Source organism: Bacillus sp. TH19, from assembly GCF_016651075.1.
GTDB lineage: Bacteria > Bacillota > Bacilli > Bacillales > Bacillaceae_G > Bacillus_A > Bacillus_A mycoides.
The window spans coordinates 433455-448208 of sequence record NZ_JAEKEO010000010.1; the positions used below are offsets into that span (position 1 = coordinate 433455).

A 14754-nucleotide genomic window follows, 5' to 3' on the forward strand; every position below is an offset into this window, starting at 1 on the left:
TACGTAGATAAAGTGAAACTTTAATTATTGGGGGGTGTCCATCCCCCAATAATTATTAGTTGAACCAATCGGGCTTTTATGGGCAGTTTTATCTCCCACCTAACTTCCTCGCATTCGCAGAATTTTGAGGTGGGAGTCTTACTGCCCGCAAATAGCGGGATAAAAAGGGAAGGGGAATTATATGAGGGCTGTACAGGGCGATCCAAATTGGAATTTGGTTACAGATACATATATAGAACCAAATGATTTCGCTGAGTTATTTTCTTTGCTTGTACCTTGTCATCCAAAAGGTGAAGGGAAAGAGCGAACTATATTAGTATGGAAAGAAAAAGAATTTTATAAAGAAGGAAATTTAGCGCCATTTATCGTATATGGCATGAATAAAGTAAAGAATTTACCGCAGTTTCATAAAGATGAAATTCCAACTCTAGTACGTATTCTTCGTTTATGTCAAGAGATTGGTTGGTATGAAGAGGCAAATGCTTTTATGATAACCCAAGGGCTAGATGAATTTGTCCGAACTTCATTGGAGTATGAAACATGGGATCTTTTGACGAAAGCAGTTGCTTTAAACTATTTAATTATTAAATATCGTATTGGTGAATTAACAGCTGAGGATGTAGAAATTTGGGATCGAGTTAAATTTAATGAGAAATGTATAACAGATTGCAAACATCTATTATCTCATAAAGAAGTATTGGAATTTACATTCTTTTATATGTGTAAGCGAGCTAAGCTACTGTCAAAAGAGCAATTAAATAGTGATATGATGAGTCTGGCAATGTATTGTAATACTTTTGTATATGATTTATATACACATGACTTATTACGAAAGTATCGTAAGTGTACAGACTTCCTATCATATTATGGGCCTAGTCAAGCAGTTTTAGCTTGTCAAAGAGCTGTACTTTCACAAATTTCCGATCGATTAGACCCTTTAAAGACAACTCATGTAGATGATTATTTATATGTGATGAAAGAAATGATGGAGCATATGACGATAGGGGTAATGGATCGGTATGGTCATTTTATTGGAAAGCTACTATCATATGTACCATTTTTCGAAATGATCCAAGTTCCACAGCATGCATATTATTGTGAAGAATTACTGTATATTTGTAAGGGAATTGAATACAAAGAAGAAATACTACGCAATTATATATTTATACAATTACATGATTGTTTACCATCATTCTTTAAACTATTTCTTAAAAATAAGCGTTATGCAACGATTCATGATATTCTTTTCTATTGGTGCGACGATGAACAAAGAATGAGCTTAGAGAAAAAATATAATCTTAGTTTCATTTATGAAAAATATGCTTGTGGATAAACCATATTTTACATATTAAAAATTAATATAAATTAAAAAGGATCTCAAGTTTATGTGAGATCCTTTTTTTGTTAGTAAAGCAAGGAGAAAGTAACTAAGATAAGAAATAACATTCCATAAAGGAGAAATTGTGCAGTATAACTTCCTTGTATACCAAAAAAAGTATTCATTTTTTCATATAAATTCAATATATATTTCATTGGATTATCTTTGAAAGATTGGTACACAGTGTCTCCTCTTTCTAAGCTTCTTGTTCATGTTTTTGGTTATTAGGAACATGAACGTATCTAGCTATGAATAATAAAACACCTATAAAGAATACAGGAAGTACGGTAGATAAATAAAAACCATTACTAATTATATTTGTTATAAGAGCACTTAAAAGAAAAATCACATTATAAATATGGGCAATTTTTTGTTTTAGCCGCATTTGTAATGCTTCCATAATGATTTCTAAAGCAACAAAAGCAATAATAATAGATAAAAATACAGTGTTCGTATTATAAATGATTAAACAACAGATTAAACCTAAAAAGGCCAGGTATTCAATAAAGAGAGGTATATTGCGTGGCATATAATTTACCTAACTAAATATGGCAGTGGGTTTACTGCATTTGTTTTTTCAAAATTCCATTCCCCATTATGTAATTCAAAATGGAGATGTTGCCCGTATGAATGACCTGTGTTTCCCATATGACCTACTAATTGTCCAGTTTGTACTTGATCACCAGCTTGTACAGTGCGATCCTTCATATGAGCATAAACTGTTGTATATAATTTCCCATTTATTTGATGGGCGATGAACACGACATTGCCGTAGCTAGCCGAATAATAAGATTTCACAACCTTACCTGCAGCAGCAGCTTGAATAGAGACATTTCCTTGTGCTGCTATATCTATACCATAATGCATTTGCTCCCAGCGCATATCAAAAGTGGAGCTGATTTTCCCTTGAGTAGGGAATTTGAAAACTGCTGGAATTGATGCAGGTGGAGCTGTTTTAGCGTGTGCTTGATTTTGCACTACATAGTGTTTTGCTACATATCCGTATCCGGTGCCAAAACGAATTTTATACCAAGTACCTACCGTTTCTACTACTTGTACTTGTGTACCATTTTGTAATGAGCCAAGTAGAGTGCCACTTGTGCTAGCATTGCTACGTACATTTAATTTTGGTGTTGCAACAGTATACGAAGGAGAACCTTGTACTGTTACACCTTTTACTAGAGGTGTGGATCCATTAGATACAAATGTTTTTTGTACGTAACCAATTTGACCGTTATGTAATATTTTGTACCAATCTCCTTGTTCACCTTGAATGGTAATGAATTGACCATTTGGTAATATATCTAGAATAGAAGACTCTGTATTAGGTTCAGAACGAACGTTTAATGCGTTTGCATTTACGATATATTGAGACTTTGGTTGAACATTTTTTTTGAATAGAATTGCATCTTTTTTCATATAGCCTGTTTTGTTGTTAACAGATACTTTATACCAATCTTGAACTGTTTCAAGAATAGTAACCGGGCTATTAAATCGAATGGTATCAATTATTGCACTGTCTGTATGGCTATTTTGATGTAGTGCAACGTTGTCAATTTTTACATATCCAGTTTTTACTGTAGATGGTTGCTTAGCAGCCGCTGTTTGTATATCGGATTCTCCCATAGAAGGAAGTAAAGAAGCAATTGCGATAGTAGTTGCTGTTAAAGCTGTGGCTTTCATATTCATGTAATAAAGACCTCCTCTAGTTGTATAGTTGTAATTTTATTATAGTATAAAGATATAATATATTGGTCGTATTCACATAAATGTAATATGAAATCAATAAAAATAATGTCAGAAGAGAGATTCGTATATAAATATTGTATATATCATTTGTGAGGTCGCATTTATATTTGTTTAACACGTTAAGATTTAATTCGCAATTAAGAAAATTAAAACAGTTGATGATGTCTTATGGCGATGTTATACTGACAGTGATAATTTTATAGTTTGCTAGGAGGGCTGGTGTTGCCAGCTGAGAGTAGGGCCATAAGCCTTTGATCCTTTTTATTACCTGATCTAGATTATGCTAGCGTAGGGAAGCAATTCGGACATTAACAATGAGTCCCCGTTTCTTTGCGTATAGAAACGGGGCTTTTTTATTTGAAAATTTCATATTAACACCACTAGGGGTGCTTTTCGTGCTGAGAGAGGAATAATCCTTAACCCTTACAACACCTGATCTAGATAATACTAGCGAAGGGAAGTGGAACAACGAATAAATTATAATTTTATTTGCTGTAACCACTTCTTATATACAGAAGTGGTTTTTTTATTGAGATAAATAGATATATAGGAAGGGGAATTATTAATGAAATTTTGTGAAAGATTATTTGATACGGTGCAGCCTGTTTGGGAGAAAAGTCATAATCATCCGTTTGTAGTAGGTATGGGGGATGGTACGTTGGAAAAAGACAAATTCCAGTACTATATTATTCAAGATTATTTATATTTGTTAGATTATGCAAAGCTATATGCAATTGGGGTTGTAAAGGCAACGAATCCACAAGTTATGGCAAAATTTGCAGAGCAAATTGATGGGATTTTAAATGGAGAAATGACGATCCATAAACAGTATGCAAACAAACTTGGCATTACTGTAGAGGAGATAGAATCTGCGAAACCATCTGCTAAAAATTTAGCCTATACAAATTACATGATGTCTGTATCTCAAAATGGCACACTTGCAGAATTAATATCAGCTTTACTTCCATGTATGTGGAGCTATTGGGAGATCGGAAAGCGTTTAAATGATATTCCTGGAGCAAGAGATCATGAGTTCTTTGGAGAGTGGATTCAAGGATATAGTTCTGAAGAATACGGTAACCTTTGTATTTGGTTAATAGATTTATTAAATGAAATGGCAGTTGGAAAGTCAGAGAAAGAGCTAGACCGATTAGAGGAGATTTTCTTATATTCCAGCCGATTTGAATATTTATTCTGGGATATGGCTTATCGTAAGGAGATGTGGGGTTTTGAGGAGCAAGAACATACTACAGTTTCATAATGTTACCTTTCATTATGATGAGAAACCAATCATCAATGAATTAAATGCTTCTATACAAGATAAAGAGTTTGTAAGTATTATCGGGCCGAGTGGATGCGGGAAAAGTACTTTATTTCGCCTTATTACAGGCTTAGAAGAGGCAAGTACTGGACAGATAGAGCTGACAAAAACAAAGAGTCATCCTGTAGGGTATATGCCCCAAAAAGATATGCTCTTGCCGTGGAGGACGATTATTGAGAATGCGGCCCTGCCGCTAGAGTGCCAAGGTGTGCAGAAGAAAGAAGCGCAAGTAAAAGCGAAAGAACTGTTACATAAATTTGGTTTACAAGGGTACGAGAAAAAATATCCGAAAGATTTATCTGGTGGTATGAGGCAACGCGTATCTTTTATCCGAACTTTATTAACAGGAGGGGAGATATTATTGTTAGATGAACCGTTTAGCGCATTGGACGCTTTAACGAAGGCATCTTTGCAAGAATGGTTGTTTGAACAATGGAAAGAGTGGGAAAAAACAATTTTATTTATCACTCATGATGTTGAAGAAGCATTGTTTCTTTCTAATCGAATTTTGGTTGTAGAAAATCAACCGATAGCAACTTTAACTGAGCGAATTGTACCGCTTGATCGTAACCGAACAAGAAAAGATTTATATAAGCCTGAAGTGTTAGCGCTTAAAGAAGAGCTCCTTAGTATGTTACAAAGGCAGGTACTCGTATGATGAATCGCTTGAAGGAGTTATTACCTGCCCTTATATTAAGTGGAATTTTACTTGCTCTGTGGGAAGTAGGAGCAAGAATTGTAGATGAGATGTACATTTTGCCATCACCTTCTGCAATTGTAATGAAGATATGGGCGCTGAAAGATATATTATTTACGGTTCATTTACCTGCAACGTTATACGTCGTTTTAATAGGCGTTGTTATTTCTATCGTACTGGGCGTAGGGCTAGCAATGTTAATGAATGCGAGTACGTGGATGGAAAGAGCATTTTATCCGTTATTAGTTGCTTCACAAACAATCCCGATCACTGCGCTTGCACCGCTCTTCGTTTTATGGTTTGGATATACCATCTGGAGTAAGGTTGTTGTTACCGTTTTAATTACGTTTTTCCCAATTGCGGTCAATACGTATGATGGACTGCGCAGTACGAAAAAAGAATGGGAGGAGCTATTAGTTACATATGGTGCAACGAAAAAAGATGTTTTTCTAAAGCTAAAGTTGCCATCTGCTCTTCCTTATTTTTTTTCAGCGTTAAAAATTGCGATACCACTTAGCGTTATTGGGGCAGCAATTGGTGAATGGCTCGGTGCACAAGCTGGGCTTGGATATTTCAGTAAAAGAATGATGACGCAGTTAGACGGAGCTGGTGTATTTGCACCAATTGTATTGTTATCATTATTAGCTATTTTCTTCGTCATACTTGTTTCGATATTAGAAAAGAAATTTATTAGTTGGAGGAAACATTCATGAAATTATTAAAACGCATCTTTGTGTTTACATTATTAGTTGCAATGATTGCAGGATGTTCGAGTAACTCGGCATCAGATAAGAATAAATCAGAAAAACAAATAACAGTAATGCTTGATTGGTACCCGAATGCGGTACATAGCTTTATTTATACGGCAATTGAAAAAGGATACTTTAAAGAAGAAGGAGTCAAGGTGAATATTAAATTCCCTTCTAATCCGACTGATCCATTAACGCTAGCGGCAGCAGGGAAAGTGACAGTTGGTTTGTATTATCAACCAGATGTTGTCATGGCAAAAGCAAATGAACAAATTCCAGTGAAATCAATTGGAGCTGTCGTACGTTCACCGTTAAATCATGTTGTATCACTGAAGTCAGCAGGCATTCAATCGCCAAAAGATTTAGAGGGGAAAACAGTTGGATATTCTGGAACACCTTTAAGTGAGATGTATTTAAAAACGATGGTAAAAGAAGCTGGTGGTAATCCAGATACAGTGAAAGTAGTCGATGTTGGCTTTGATTTAGTACCAGCATTAATTACGAAAAAAGTGGATGCGGTAACAGGGGCATACATTAACCATGAAGTACCTGTTATGCGTCATGAAGGTCATGAACCAGCATACTTTAATCCAGCAGATTATGGTGTACCAAACTATCATGAGCTTGTGTTTGTAACGGGTGATAAAACGTTGAAAAAAGATAAAGAAGCATTGCAAGCCTTTTTACGTGGGGCACAAAAAGGGTATGACTTTATGAAGAAAAACCCCGATGAAGCATTAAATATTTTATTAGATCATCAAGAAAAAGAAAACTTCCCACTTGTACCAGAAGTTGAAAAAGAAAGTATGAAAATTTTATTAGAGAAGATGGAAACGAAAGATGAGCCATTCTTATCGGATTCAAAAGAGTCATGGGAGAAACAAAATAAATGGTTGAAAGACAAAGGAATGACGAAAGAAATCGTTCCAGCCGATGAATTATTTGAAAATATTTTAAAGTAGGCGAATGAATATGAAAAATGAGCTCCATGTAATCTCAAATGGCCATATGCCATTCGAAGAGTTAGTGAATGTAGCGATGCAAATTGAGAGTGAGATCGATTATTTGCATATTCGTGAGCGTGAGAAAAGTACGAAGGAATTGTATGAAGGTGTGGAAAGTCTTTTGGGGAAAGGCTTTCCAGCATCGAAGATAGTGATAAATGATCGAATTGATATTGCTATTCTATTAAATATTCCGCGTGTTCAGCTAGGATATCGAAGCGCAGATGTAAGGTTAGTAAAAGAAAAGTTTTCTTATTTGCATGTCGGTTATTCAGTACATTCGCTAGATGAAGCGATAGTAGCATTTAAAAATGGAGCAGATTCACTCGTTTATGGTCATGTATTTCCGACAGATTGTAAAAAAGGTGTGCCAGCGAGAGGATTAGAAGAAATTGCTCATATGGCAAGTTGTTTATCCATACCAATAACTGCAATTGGTGGGATTACCCCTGAAAATACAGGTGATGTTCTTGCAAATGGTGTAAGTGGCATTGCTGTTATGTCCGGGATTATAAGCAGTAGTAATCCGTATAGCAAGGCGAAATCTTATAAGGAATCAATAAGAAAGTGGGCGGAAAAACATGTGTAAGAAGTATGATGTAGCGATTATTGGCGGAGGTGTAATTGGTAGTTCAGTTGCACACTTTCTAGCAGAAAGAGGGCATAAAGTAGCGATTGTAGAGAAGCAAAGAATCGCATCTGAAGCTTCGAAAGCAGCTGCTGGTTTGCTCGGTGTTCAGGCAGAATGGGATGCATATGATCCGTTGTTTGAGCTTGCTAGAGAAAGCCGTGCTATATTTCCACAACTTGCAGCAGTTTTACGTGAAAAAACAGGCATCGATATTGGGTATGAAGAAAAGGGCATTTATCGCATCGCTCAAAATGAAGATGAGAAGAAAAGAATTCTTCATATTATGGATTGGCAGCAGAAAACAGGTGAAGATTCCCGATTTCTAACGGGGGACCATTTACGGGAAAAAGAGCCGTTTCTTTCCGAGTCAATTATAGGGGCGGTATATTATCCGAAAGATGGTCAAGTTATTGCACCAGAGCTTACGAAAGCATTCGCACATTCTGCAGCAATTTCCGGTGCTGATATATATGAACAAACAGAAGTGTTTGATATTCGTATTGAAAATAATAAAGTGACTGGAATTGTTACGAGTGAAGGTGTAATCACATGTGAAAAAGTCGTTATCGCTGGAGGCTCATGGAGTACGAAATTACTACATTATTTCCATAGTGATTGGGGCACGTATCCTGTGAAGGGTGAAGTTGTTGCAGTAAGAAGCAAGAAACCGCTCTTGAAAGCTCCTATTTTCCAAGAACGTTTTTATATTACACCGAAACGTGGTGGCCGTTACGTAATTGGGGCAACAATGAAGCCTCATACGTTTAATAAGTCTGTACAACCAGAAAGTATTACTTCCATATTAGAGCGTGCCTACACAATATTGCCTGCTTTAAAAGAAGCAGAATGGGAAAGTACGTGGGCTGGGTTAAGACCGCAGTCTAATCATGAAGCTCCTTATATGGGAGAGCATGAAGAAATAAAAGGTTTATATGCTTGTACGGGCCATTATCGAAACGGCATTTTATTAAGTCCTGTTTCTGGTCAGTATATGGCTGATTTAATAGAAGGGAAGCAGGAGAATCACTTGCTAGATTCATTGCTTTCTAAAACGGTTTAGAAAGGGGATGGAAGTTTGAATTTGAAAATTAATGGTAACCAAATTGAAGTACCAGAGAGTATAAAAACAGTAGCTGGGCTACTTACACATTTAGAGTTAGATAACAGAATTGTTGTAGTAGAACGTAATAAAGATATTTTACAAAAAGATGATCATAACGATACATCTGTTTTTGATGGGGACCAAATTGAGATTGTAACTTTCGTAGGAGGCGGTTGATTATGTTAAACATTGGACAATTTTCATTTCATTCTAGACTTTTATTAGGAACAGGGAAATTCCCTGATTTTGATGTGCAGCAAAAGGCAATTGATGTTTCTGAGGCTGAGATTTTAACATTCGCAGTACGTCGTATGGATATATTTGATGCGAAGCAGCCTAATTTATTAGAGAAACTTGATGTGAAAAAATATACGTTATTACCGAATACAGCAGGAGCAAAAAATGCTGAAGAAGCTGTTCGTATTGCAAAATTAGCAAAAGCTTCTGGACTTTGTGACATGATAAAAGTAGAAGTTATTGGTGATGATAGAACGTTATTACCTGATCCAGTAGAAACGTTAAAGGCATCTGAAATGTTACTAGAAGAAGGATTTATCGTTCTACCATACACATCTGATGATGTTGTATTAGCTCGTAAATTACAAGAACTTGGTGTACACGCGATTATGCCAGGAGCATCACCGATTGGTTCAGGGCTTGGTATTGTAAATCCATTAAATTTAAGTTTCATTATTGAACAAGCGACAGTACCAGTTATCGTTGACGCTGGTATTGGTAGTCCAGCTGACGCAGCATTTGCAATGGAATTAGGAGCAGATGGTGTGTTATTAAATACTGCAGTATCTGGAGCGAACGATCCTATTAAAATGGCATACGCAATGAAATTAGGTATTGAGGCAGGACGATTAGGGTTTGAAGCAGGTCGTATTGCACGTAAGCGCTGCGCGACAGCAAGTAGTCCTTTAGAAGGAATGAGCATAGTTGAATAATCGATATTCTCGCCAAGAACTATTTTCTCCAATTGGGGAAGAAGGGCAACAAAAGCTAGGAGAAAAGCATGTACTTATTATCGGTGCAGGTGCATTAGGTAGTGCAAATGCAGAGATGTTTGTAAGAGCAGGCGTTGGTCAAGTAACAATTGTTGACCGTGATTATGTCGATTGGAGTAATTTGCAAAGACAACAATTGTATGCAGAGAGTGATGTAGAGAATAATCTTCCGAAGGCTGTAGCGGCAAAAAAACGTCTAGAAGAGGTTAATAGTGAAGTAAGAGTAGAAGCTCTCGTTCAGGATGTAACGGCTGAAGAGTTGGAAGAACTCGTTACAAATGTTGATGTAATCATCGATGCGACTGACAATTTCGAAACACGTTTCATTGTGAATGATATATCGCAAAAATATTCTATTCCATGGGTTTATGGGGCATGTGTAGGGAGTTACGGTCTTTCTTATACTATTCTTCCAGGAAAAACGCCATGTTTATCTTGTTTATTACAATCGATTCCACTTGGCGGAGCGACATGTGACACAGCGGGGATTATATCACCTGCTGTATCTCTCGTCGTTTCTCATCAAGTAACGGAAACGCTTAAACTGTTAGTAGAAGATTATGACTCGCTTCGAGATGGGCTTGTGTCATTTGATGTATGGAAAAATGAGTATTCATGTATGAATGTGCAAAAGCTTCGTAAACATAATTGTCTATCGTGTGGTGAGCAAGCATTATATCCGTATTTAAATAAGGAAAATACTTCAAAGACAGCGGTGTTATGCGGGAGAAATACAGTTCAAATTAGACCACCTCATAAAGAGAAAATGGATTTTGAACAATATAAAAGATTGCTGAATGATCGTGTGACTGATTTGAATGTAAATCCATATTTATTATCCTTTTCTGTTGGAGAAAAGAGATTAGTTGCCTTCAAAGATGGTCGTGTACTTGTGCATGGAACGAAAGATATAAGTGAAGCGAAAACAATTTATCATCGCTATTTTGGATAGAAAAGGATGAGTGAGATGAAAGTAAATAAAGCTTTAACGATTGCAGGATCTGATAGCGGAGGCGGCGCTGGAATTCAAGCAGATTTAAAAACTTTCCAAGAGCTTGGTGTGTACGGAATGACGGCTATTACAGCAATTACTGCTCAAAATACGCTTGGCGTTCAAGGGGTATATCCTGTTTCTTTAGAAGGGATTACGGAGCAGCTGAATTCAATTGGTACGGATTTAACGCCAGATGCTGTGAAACTGGGAATGTTATTTAGTAGTGAAATTATTCAAATTGTGGCAGAGCATATTAAGAAATTTGGCTGGAATAATATTGTGCTAGATCCTGTTATGATTGCTAAAGGCGGTGCGTCATTATTACAACAAGAAGCAGTACAAGCATTAAAAGAATATTTGTTGCCAGTAGCAACTGTTGTCACATCGAATGTTCCTGAAGCAGAAGTGTTAACTGGAATGGAGATTCATAATGTAGAAGATAGTAAGGAAGCTGCAAAAGTATTGCATGAATTAGGGGCTAAATATGTGCTTATGAAGGGCGGACATGCAGAATATCAAGGTAATGAAGTAATTGATTTACTCTTTGATGGTGAGCAGTTTATTGAATTTAGAAGTGAACGAATTCCTTCGAAGCAAACGCACGGAAGTGGTTGTACATTTGCTTCAGCGGTTACAGCAGGACTTGCGAAAGGCTACTTGATGGAAGAGGCAGTTCAAGAAGCAAAACGATTTATTAGTATAGCAATTGAAGAGCCATTGAATATTGGAAGTGGTCATGGGCCGACGAATCATTTTGCATATAAATTGAATAAGACGCATGTATAAAGACACGAGAAGCCAGTTTGTTAACTGGCTTTTTTTGTGTTTACTTTTTCCAAATACAGGAGTAATATATCAGCCAGAATACATTTTTTGTAATACGCTGAGTCCAAATGTATGGAGCGGAGGAACCAATTTGTGCGTCGTCACTAGGGGTGAATCTTTCAATGTTGAAAGTAGGGCTACTCTCAAAGTCCGAATCCGACAGCTAACTTCGTAAGCGTCTTGAGAGAGGACGGTGCCATGATGGATACATCACTTCATCGGTCTGATTAGTATAGGAGAATATCAATCTATGTTTGAGTTCTTTTATGCTAAGGAGGTGAGGTACATGGAACTAACACTTATTTGTGTTGGAGAAAAAAACAAGGTAAAGAGTTTAAGAGAGCTAGTAGCATTTCAGCATGAGTTAATTATTTTTACAGCCAATGAAGAGATAGCGGCTGAAGTTAGAGAGTATGGGTTTGAATCAGCTTATAGCTGTAATAAGGAGAAGGATTTTACTAGTATTTGCACACGTATTAAGAAGGTGATTTTACTAGGGGATGAGCTTCCGATAGTTAGCTTTTTCACAGAACACATTCGTTTTTCTTTTCAAGCGCCTATTACTGTTGTTACAAAGAATAAACGCTATCCGGCCAGGCTCTATGAAACAATTGGAGCTAAATTTGTAGTGTTTACGAACTGTGATAATATTTCTTTTTTATTTTTTGAATAAGGTGGGGGAAATGAAGATGAAAGTGTTGTTACTAGGAGATATAGCGAATCGTTGGGCGATATCGGTAGAGAGAGTTCACGAATTGGTAGTGCTCGATCCTCTTTTTCCAGGTCCATATATTATATTACCATCAAAAGATGTTTTGTATTTAGAGGCGGATATTACCGAATATGAGCAGTTACATGCGGAATTATCACAAGTTTATATTCGAGGGAGAAATTTGCGTGCTTTTTTGCGTGGAGAATAAAGGTTGAATGAAAAAAGAGCGAATGCTGAGTGCAACAAGCTATGCACTTCATGTAATCCGCTCTTTTTATTTCGTATTTAAAAGATCATTTCTGTGAAAAAGAAAGGAAAGACGAGAAAACAGATGAAAAAATATTAATAACAGCTAATGTAAACGCTTAAATAGATGGATATTTTCTTATTTTCAGTAATTTACCCCTTTACAAGTTAAATTTAGAGGAGTATATTTACTCTCATAAATCATTCATAAAATTTCCAAAAAAACCTAAAATCGCTGAGTTCCAGAAATGGAGCGGGGGAACCAATTTTGTGCATTGTCACTTGGGGTGAATCTTTCAATTTTGAAAGTAGGGCTACTCTTTAGGCCCGAATCCGACAGCTAACCTCGTAAGCGTTTAGAGAGGAGGTTTACTTTGTGTTGTTCGTTTCGAACACTAAGTAGAGCTTAGTGTTCTTTTTTTGATAATAAGATGGTAAATTTTAACAGAAGTGAGGGGTAGTTATGTTAGATGTTGTAATGATCGGGATTTTTGTTGGGTTAGTCGCATCAATGGCAAGTCTTGCAAGTTGGTCAGATAAAGTTGTGAAAGAAGGGAAGCAATCATGATGATTGCCTTATCGGTTATTGTTGCAGCGATTACGGTGTACTTAGTATACGCATTATTAAATCCAGAAAAGTTTTAATTAGGGGGAATCATTCATTATGATTTGGGTTGCAGTCATTATTACAATGCTCTTGTTTATTTTAGTAGCAAAGCCAACGGGAGTTTATTTAGAGAAAGCCTTTCAAGGTAGTAAAAAGCTAGATAAAGTATTCGGGCCTTTTGAAAAACTTATTTTTAAAATTACGGGTGTAAAAGAATACAATCAAACGTGGAAACAGTACGCATTGTCATTAGTTTTATTAAATGGATTTATGATTGTTGTCGTATATTTCATTTTCAGATTACAAGGCGTATTGCCATTAAATCCAGCGCATATTGAAGGGATGGAGCCTACGCTCGCTTTTAATACAGCAATTAGTTTTATGGCTGATACAAATTTACAGCATTATAGCGGTGAAAATGGTTTGTCTTATTTATCACAATTAATCGGGATTACATTTTTAATGTTTGCAGCACCAGCAACGACGTTAGCGCTCGTTATGGCATTTATAAGAGGGCTCGCTGGAAAAGAACTTGGTAACTTTTTCGTTGATTTTACGAGAGCTTTAACGAGAGTATTTCTTCCTATTGCGTTTGTTGCAGCGCTAATCTTTGTCGCACTTGGTGTACCACAAACGTTAGATGGAGCAGTTACAGCACAAACAATTGATGGTGCAAAACAAAGTATTTTACGTGGTCCAGTTGCATCATTCGTTTCAATTAAGGAACTTGGAAATAACGGCGGTGGATTTTTCGGGGCAAACTCTACACATCCTTTCGAAAATCCAGGGCAAATGAGTAATATTTTGCAAATGATGCTTATGATGTTATTGCCAACAGCACTTCCATTTACGTACGGAAGAATGGTAGGAAATAAAAAACAAGGACGTATCCTTTTCGTTTCACTATTTATGGTGTTTTTACTCGGATTTATAACGATTACTACATCTGAATTAAATGGTAATCCGGCATTAAATGGAATGGGTATCGAACATGTACAAGGAAGTACAGAAGGAAAAGAAGTGCGATTTGGAACAGTATTTTCTTCACTATACGCAACAGTAACGACAGCTGCTGAAACAGGGGCCGTTAATACGATGCATGATACGTTAACACCAATTGGCGGATTAGTACCACTCGTAAATATGATGTTGAATACAGTATACGGTGGCGTTGGAGCGGGCTTTATTAATATTATTATGTATGCAATTATTGCAGTCTTTATATCTGGATTAATGGTCGGAAGGACACCAGAGTTTTTAGGTAAAAAGATTGAAGGTAAGGAAATGAAATTAATTGCAGTAACGATTCTATTTCATCCATTACTTATCTTAGGATTTTCAGCATTAGCTCTTTCAACAAGTTTAGGAACGGATGCAATTTCTCATTCAGGTTTCCACGGTTTAACGCAAGTTGTATATGAATACACATCGTCAGCTGCGAATAACGGATCTGGATTTGAAGGATTAGCAGATAATACACCGTTTTGGAATATTACGACTGGTTTAGTTATGTTTTTAGGACGCTATTTCAGTTTAATTACGATGCTAGCTGTGGCAGCTTCATTGAAAGAGAAGACGGTAGTACCAGAAACAGTCGGAACGTTCCGTACGGATAATGGTTTATTTGGAGGAATCTTTATTGGAACGATTGTAATTGTTGGTGCGTTAACATTTTTCCCGATGTTAGTACTCGGCCCAATTGCAGAATTTCTTACATTGAAGTAATGGA

18 protein-coding genes and 4 riboswitches are annotated in these 14754 nt (G+C 36.5%); of the genes, 16 read left to right on the forward strand and 2 right to left on the reverse strand.

Features of this window, described 5'->3' with window-relative positions:
- Nucleotides 1-181 precede the first annotated feature (181 nt).
- Complete coding sequence (locus tag JFU54_RS19915) at nucleotides 182-1333, forward strand: DUF3965 domain-containing protein (RefSeq protein WP_088038497.1); 1152 nt, start codon at nucleotides 182-184, stop codon at nucleotides 1331-1333.
- Nucleotides 1334-1574: 241 nt separating this feature from the next.
- Here JFU54_RS19915 and JFU54_RS19920 read toward each other — a convergent pair whose 3' ends face one another.
- Together JFU54_RS19920 and JFU54_RS19925 are read right to left on the reverse strand one after the other, a co-directional pair.
- Nucleotides 1575-1907, reverse strand: a complete 333-nt coding sequence (locus tag JFU54_RS19920; RefSeq protein WP_002010638.1) for a hypothetical protein — start codon at nucleotides 1905-1907, stop codon at nucleotides 1575-1577.
- 5 nt (nucleotides 1908-1912) lie between these two features.
- Complete coding sequence (locus JFU54_RS19925) at nucleotides 1913-3067, reverse strand: SH3 domain-containing protein (RefSeq protein WP_201065990.1); 1155 nt, start codon at nucleotides 3065-3067, stop codon at nucleotides 1913-1915.
- A 259-nt stretch (nucleotides 3068-3326) separates the two neighbouring features.
- A riboswitch (TPP riboswitch) is annotated at nucleotides 3327-3439 on the forward strand.
- 60 nt (nucleotides 3440-3499) lie between these two features.
- Nucleotides 3500-3603, forward strand: a riboswitch (TPP riboswitch).
- Nucleotides 3604-3692: 89 nt separating this feature from the next.
- Between JFU54_RS19925 and tenA the strand changes: the two genes are divergently transcribed.
- The 15 genes from tenA (at nucleotide 3693) to kdpA (ending at nucleotide 14750) form a co-directional block, all read left to right on the forward strand.
- Nucleotides 3693-4388 (forward strand): thiaminase II, encoded by a 696-nt coding sequence (tenA, locus tag JFU54_RS19930; RefSeq protein WP_002140424.1) that lies wholly within the window; start codon nucleotides 3693-3695, stop codon nucleotides 4386-4388.
- A complete protein-coding gene (locus JFU54_RS19935) occupies nucleotides 4357-5106 on the forward strand; it encodes an ABC transporter ATP-binding protein (RefSeq protein WP_012260337.1) in 750 nt (249 codons plus the stop codon). The genes tenA and JFU54_RS19935 overlap by 32 nt, the downstream gene beginning before the upstream one ends.
- Nucleotides 5106-5858: an ABC transporter permease gene (locus tag JFU54_RS19940; protein WP_002029858.1), complete on the forward strand. Its 753-nt coding sequence runs from the start codon at nucleotides 5106-5108 to the stop codon at nucleotides 5856-5858. Before JFU54_RS19935 ends, JFU54_RS19940 begins: the two co-directional genes overlap by 1 nt.
- Entirely contained in the window at nucleotides 5855-6856 is a 1002-nt protein-coding gene (locus JFU54_RS19945; RefSeq protein WP_201065998.1) for an ABC transporter substrate-binding protein, read from the forward strand. The genes JFU54_RS19940 and JFU54_RS19945 overlap by 4 nt, the downstream gene beginning before the upstream one ends.
- Nucleotides 6857-6866: 10 nt before the next feature.
- Entirely contained in the window at nucleotides 6867-7487 is a 621-nt protein-coding gene (tenI, locus tag JFU54_RS19950) for a thiazole tautomerase TenI (RefSeq protein ID WP_016101785.1), read from the forward strand.
- A complete protein-coding gene (gene thiO, locus JFU54_RS19955) occupies nucleotides 7480-8589 on the forward strand; it encodes a glycine oxidase ThiO (RefSeq protein ID WP_002140430.1) in 1110 nt (369 codons plus the stop codon). Before tenI ends, thiO begins: the two co-directional genes overlap by 8 nt.
- Before the next feature lie 15 nt (nucleotides 8590-8604).
- Nucleotides 8605-8808, forward strand: coding sequence for a sulfur carrier protein ThiS (gene thiS / locus JFU54_RS19960; protein WP_002010653.1), 204 nt, complete (start codon nucleotides 8605-8607; stop codon nucleotides 8806-8808).
- A gap of 2 nt (nucleotides 8809-8810) precedes the next feature.
- On the forward strand, nucleotides 8811-9581 hold the full coding sequence (gene thiG / locus JFU54_RS19965) for a thiazole synthase (protein WP_201066005.1): 771 nt from the start codon (nucleotides 8811-8813) through the stop codon (nucleotides 9579-9581).
- Entirely contained in the window at nucleotides 9574-10593 is a 1020-nt protein-coding gene (locus JFU54_RS19970) for a thiazole biosynthesis adenylyltransferase ThiF (protein ID WP_113710149.1), read from the forward strand. The genes thiG and JFU54_RS19970 overlap by 8 nt, the downstream gene beginning before the upstream one ends.
- Nucleotides 10594-10608: 15 nt before the next feature.
- Nucleotides 10609-11421 carry a bifunctional hydroxymethylpyrimidine kinase/phosphomethylpyrimidine kinase gene (gene thiD / locus JFU54_RS19975; RefSeq protein WP_201066007.1) on the forward strand — a complete coding sequence of 271 codons (813 nt, stop codon included), beginning with the start codon at nucleotides 10609-10611 and terminating at the stop codon, nucleotides 11419-11421.
- A gap of 85 nt (nucleotides 11422-11506) precedes the next feature.
- Nucleotides 11507-11654: riboswitch (cyclic di-AMP (ydaO/yuaA leader) on the forward strand.
- 92 nt (nucleotides 11655-11746) lie between these two features.
- Nucleotides 11747-12133 (forward strand): hypothetical protein, encoded by a 387-nt coding sequence (locus tag JFU54_RS19980; protein WP_002010661.1) that lies wholly within the window; start codon nucleotides 11747-11749, stop codon nucleotides 12131-12133.
- A 16-nt stretch (nucleotides 12134-12149) separates the two neighbouring features.
- Nucleotides 12150-12380 carry a hypothetical protein gene (locus JFU54_RS19985; protein ID WP_016101779.1) on the forward strand — a complete coding sequence of 77 codons (231 nt, stop codon included), beginning with the start codon at nucleotides 12150-12152 and terminating at the stop codon, nucleotides 12378-12380.
- A 261-nt stretch (nucleotides 12381-12641) separates the two neighbouring features.
- Nucleotides 12642-12787: riboswitch (cyclic di-AMP (ydaO/yuaA leader) on the forward strand.
- Nucleotides 12788-12881: 94 nt separating this feature from the next.
- Nucleotides 12882-12986, forward strand: a complete 105-nt coding sequence (locus JFU54_RS19990) for a SipW-dependent-type signal peptide-containing protein (protein WP_000887888.1) — start codon at nucleotides 12882-12884, stop codon at nucleotides 12984-12986.
- Nucleotides 12983-13063 carry a K(+)-transporting ATPase subunit F gene (gene kdpF, locus JFU54_RS19995; protein ID WP_000972378.1) on the forward strand — a complete coding sequence of 27 codons (81 nt, stop codon included), beginning with the start codon at nucleotides 12983-12985 and terminating at the stop codon, nucleotides 13061-13063. Before JFU54_RS19990 ends, kdpF begins: the two co-directional genes overlap by 4 nt.
- 19 nt (nucleotides 13064-13082) lie before the next feature.
- Nucleotides 13083-14750 carry a potassium-transporting ATPase subunit KdpA gene (kdpA, locus tag JFU54_RS20000; protein WP_201066009.1) on the forward strand — a complete coding sequence of 556 codons (1668 nt, stop codon included), beginning with the start codon at nucleotides 13083-13085 and terminating at the stop codon, nucleotides 14748-14750.
- The last annotated feature ends 4 nt before the right edge of the window (nucleotides 14751-14754 follow it).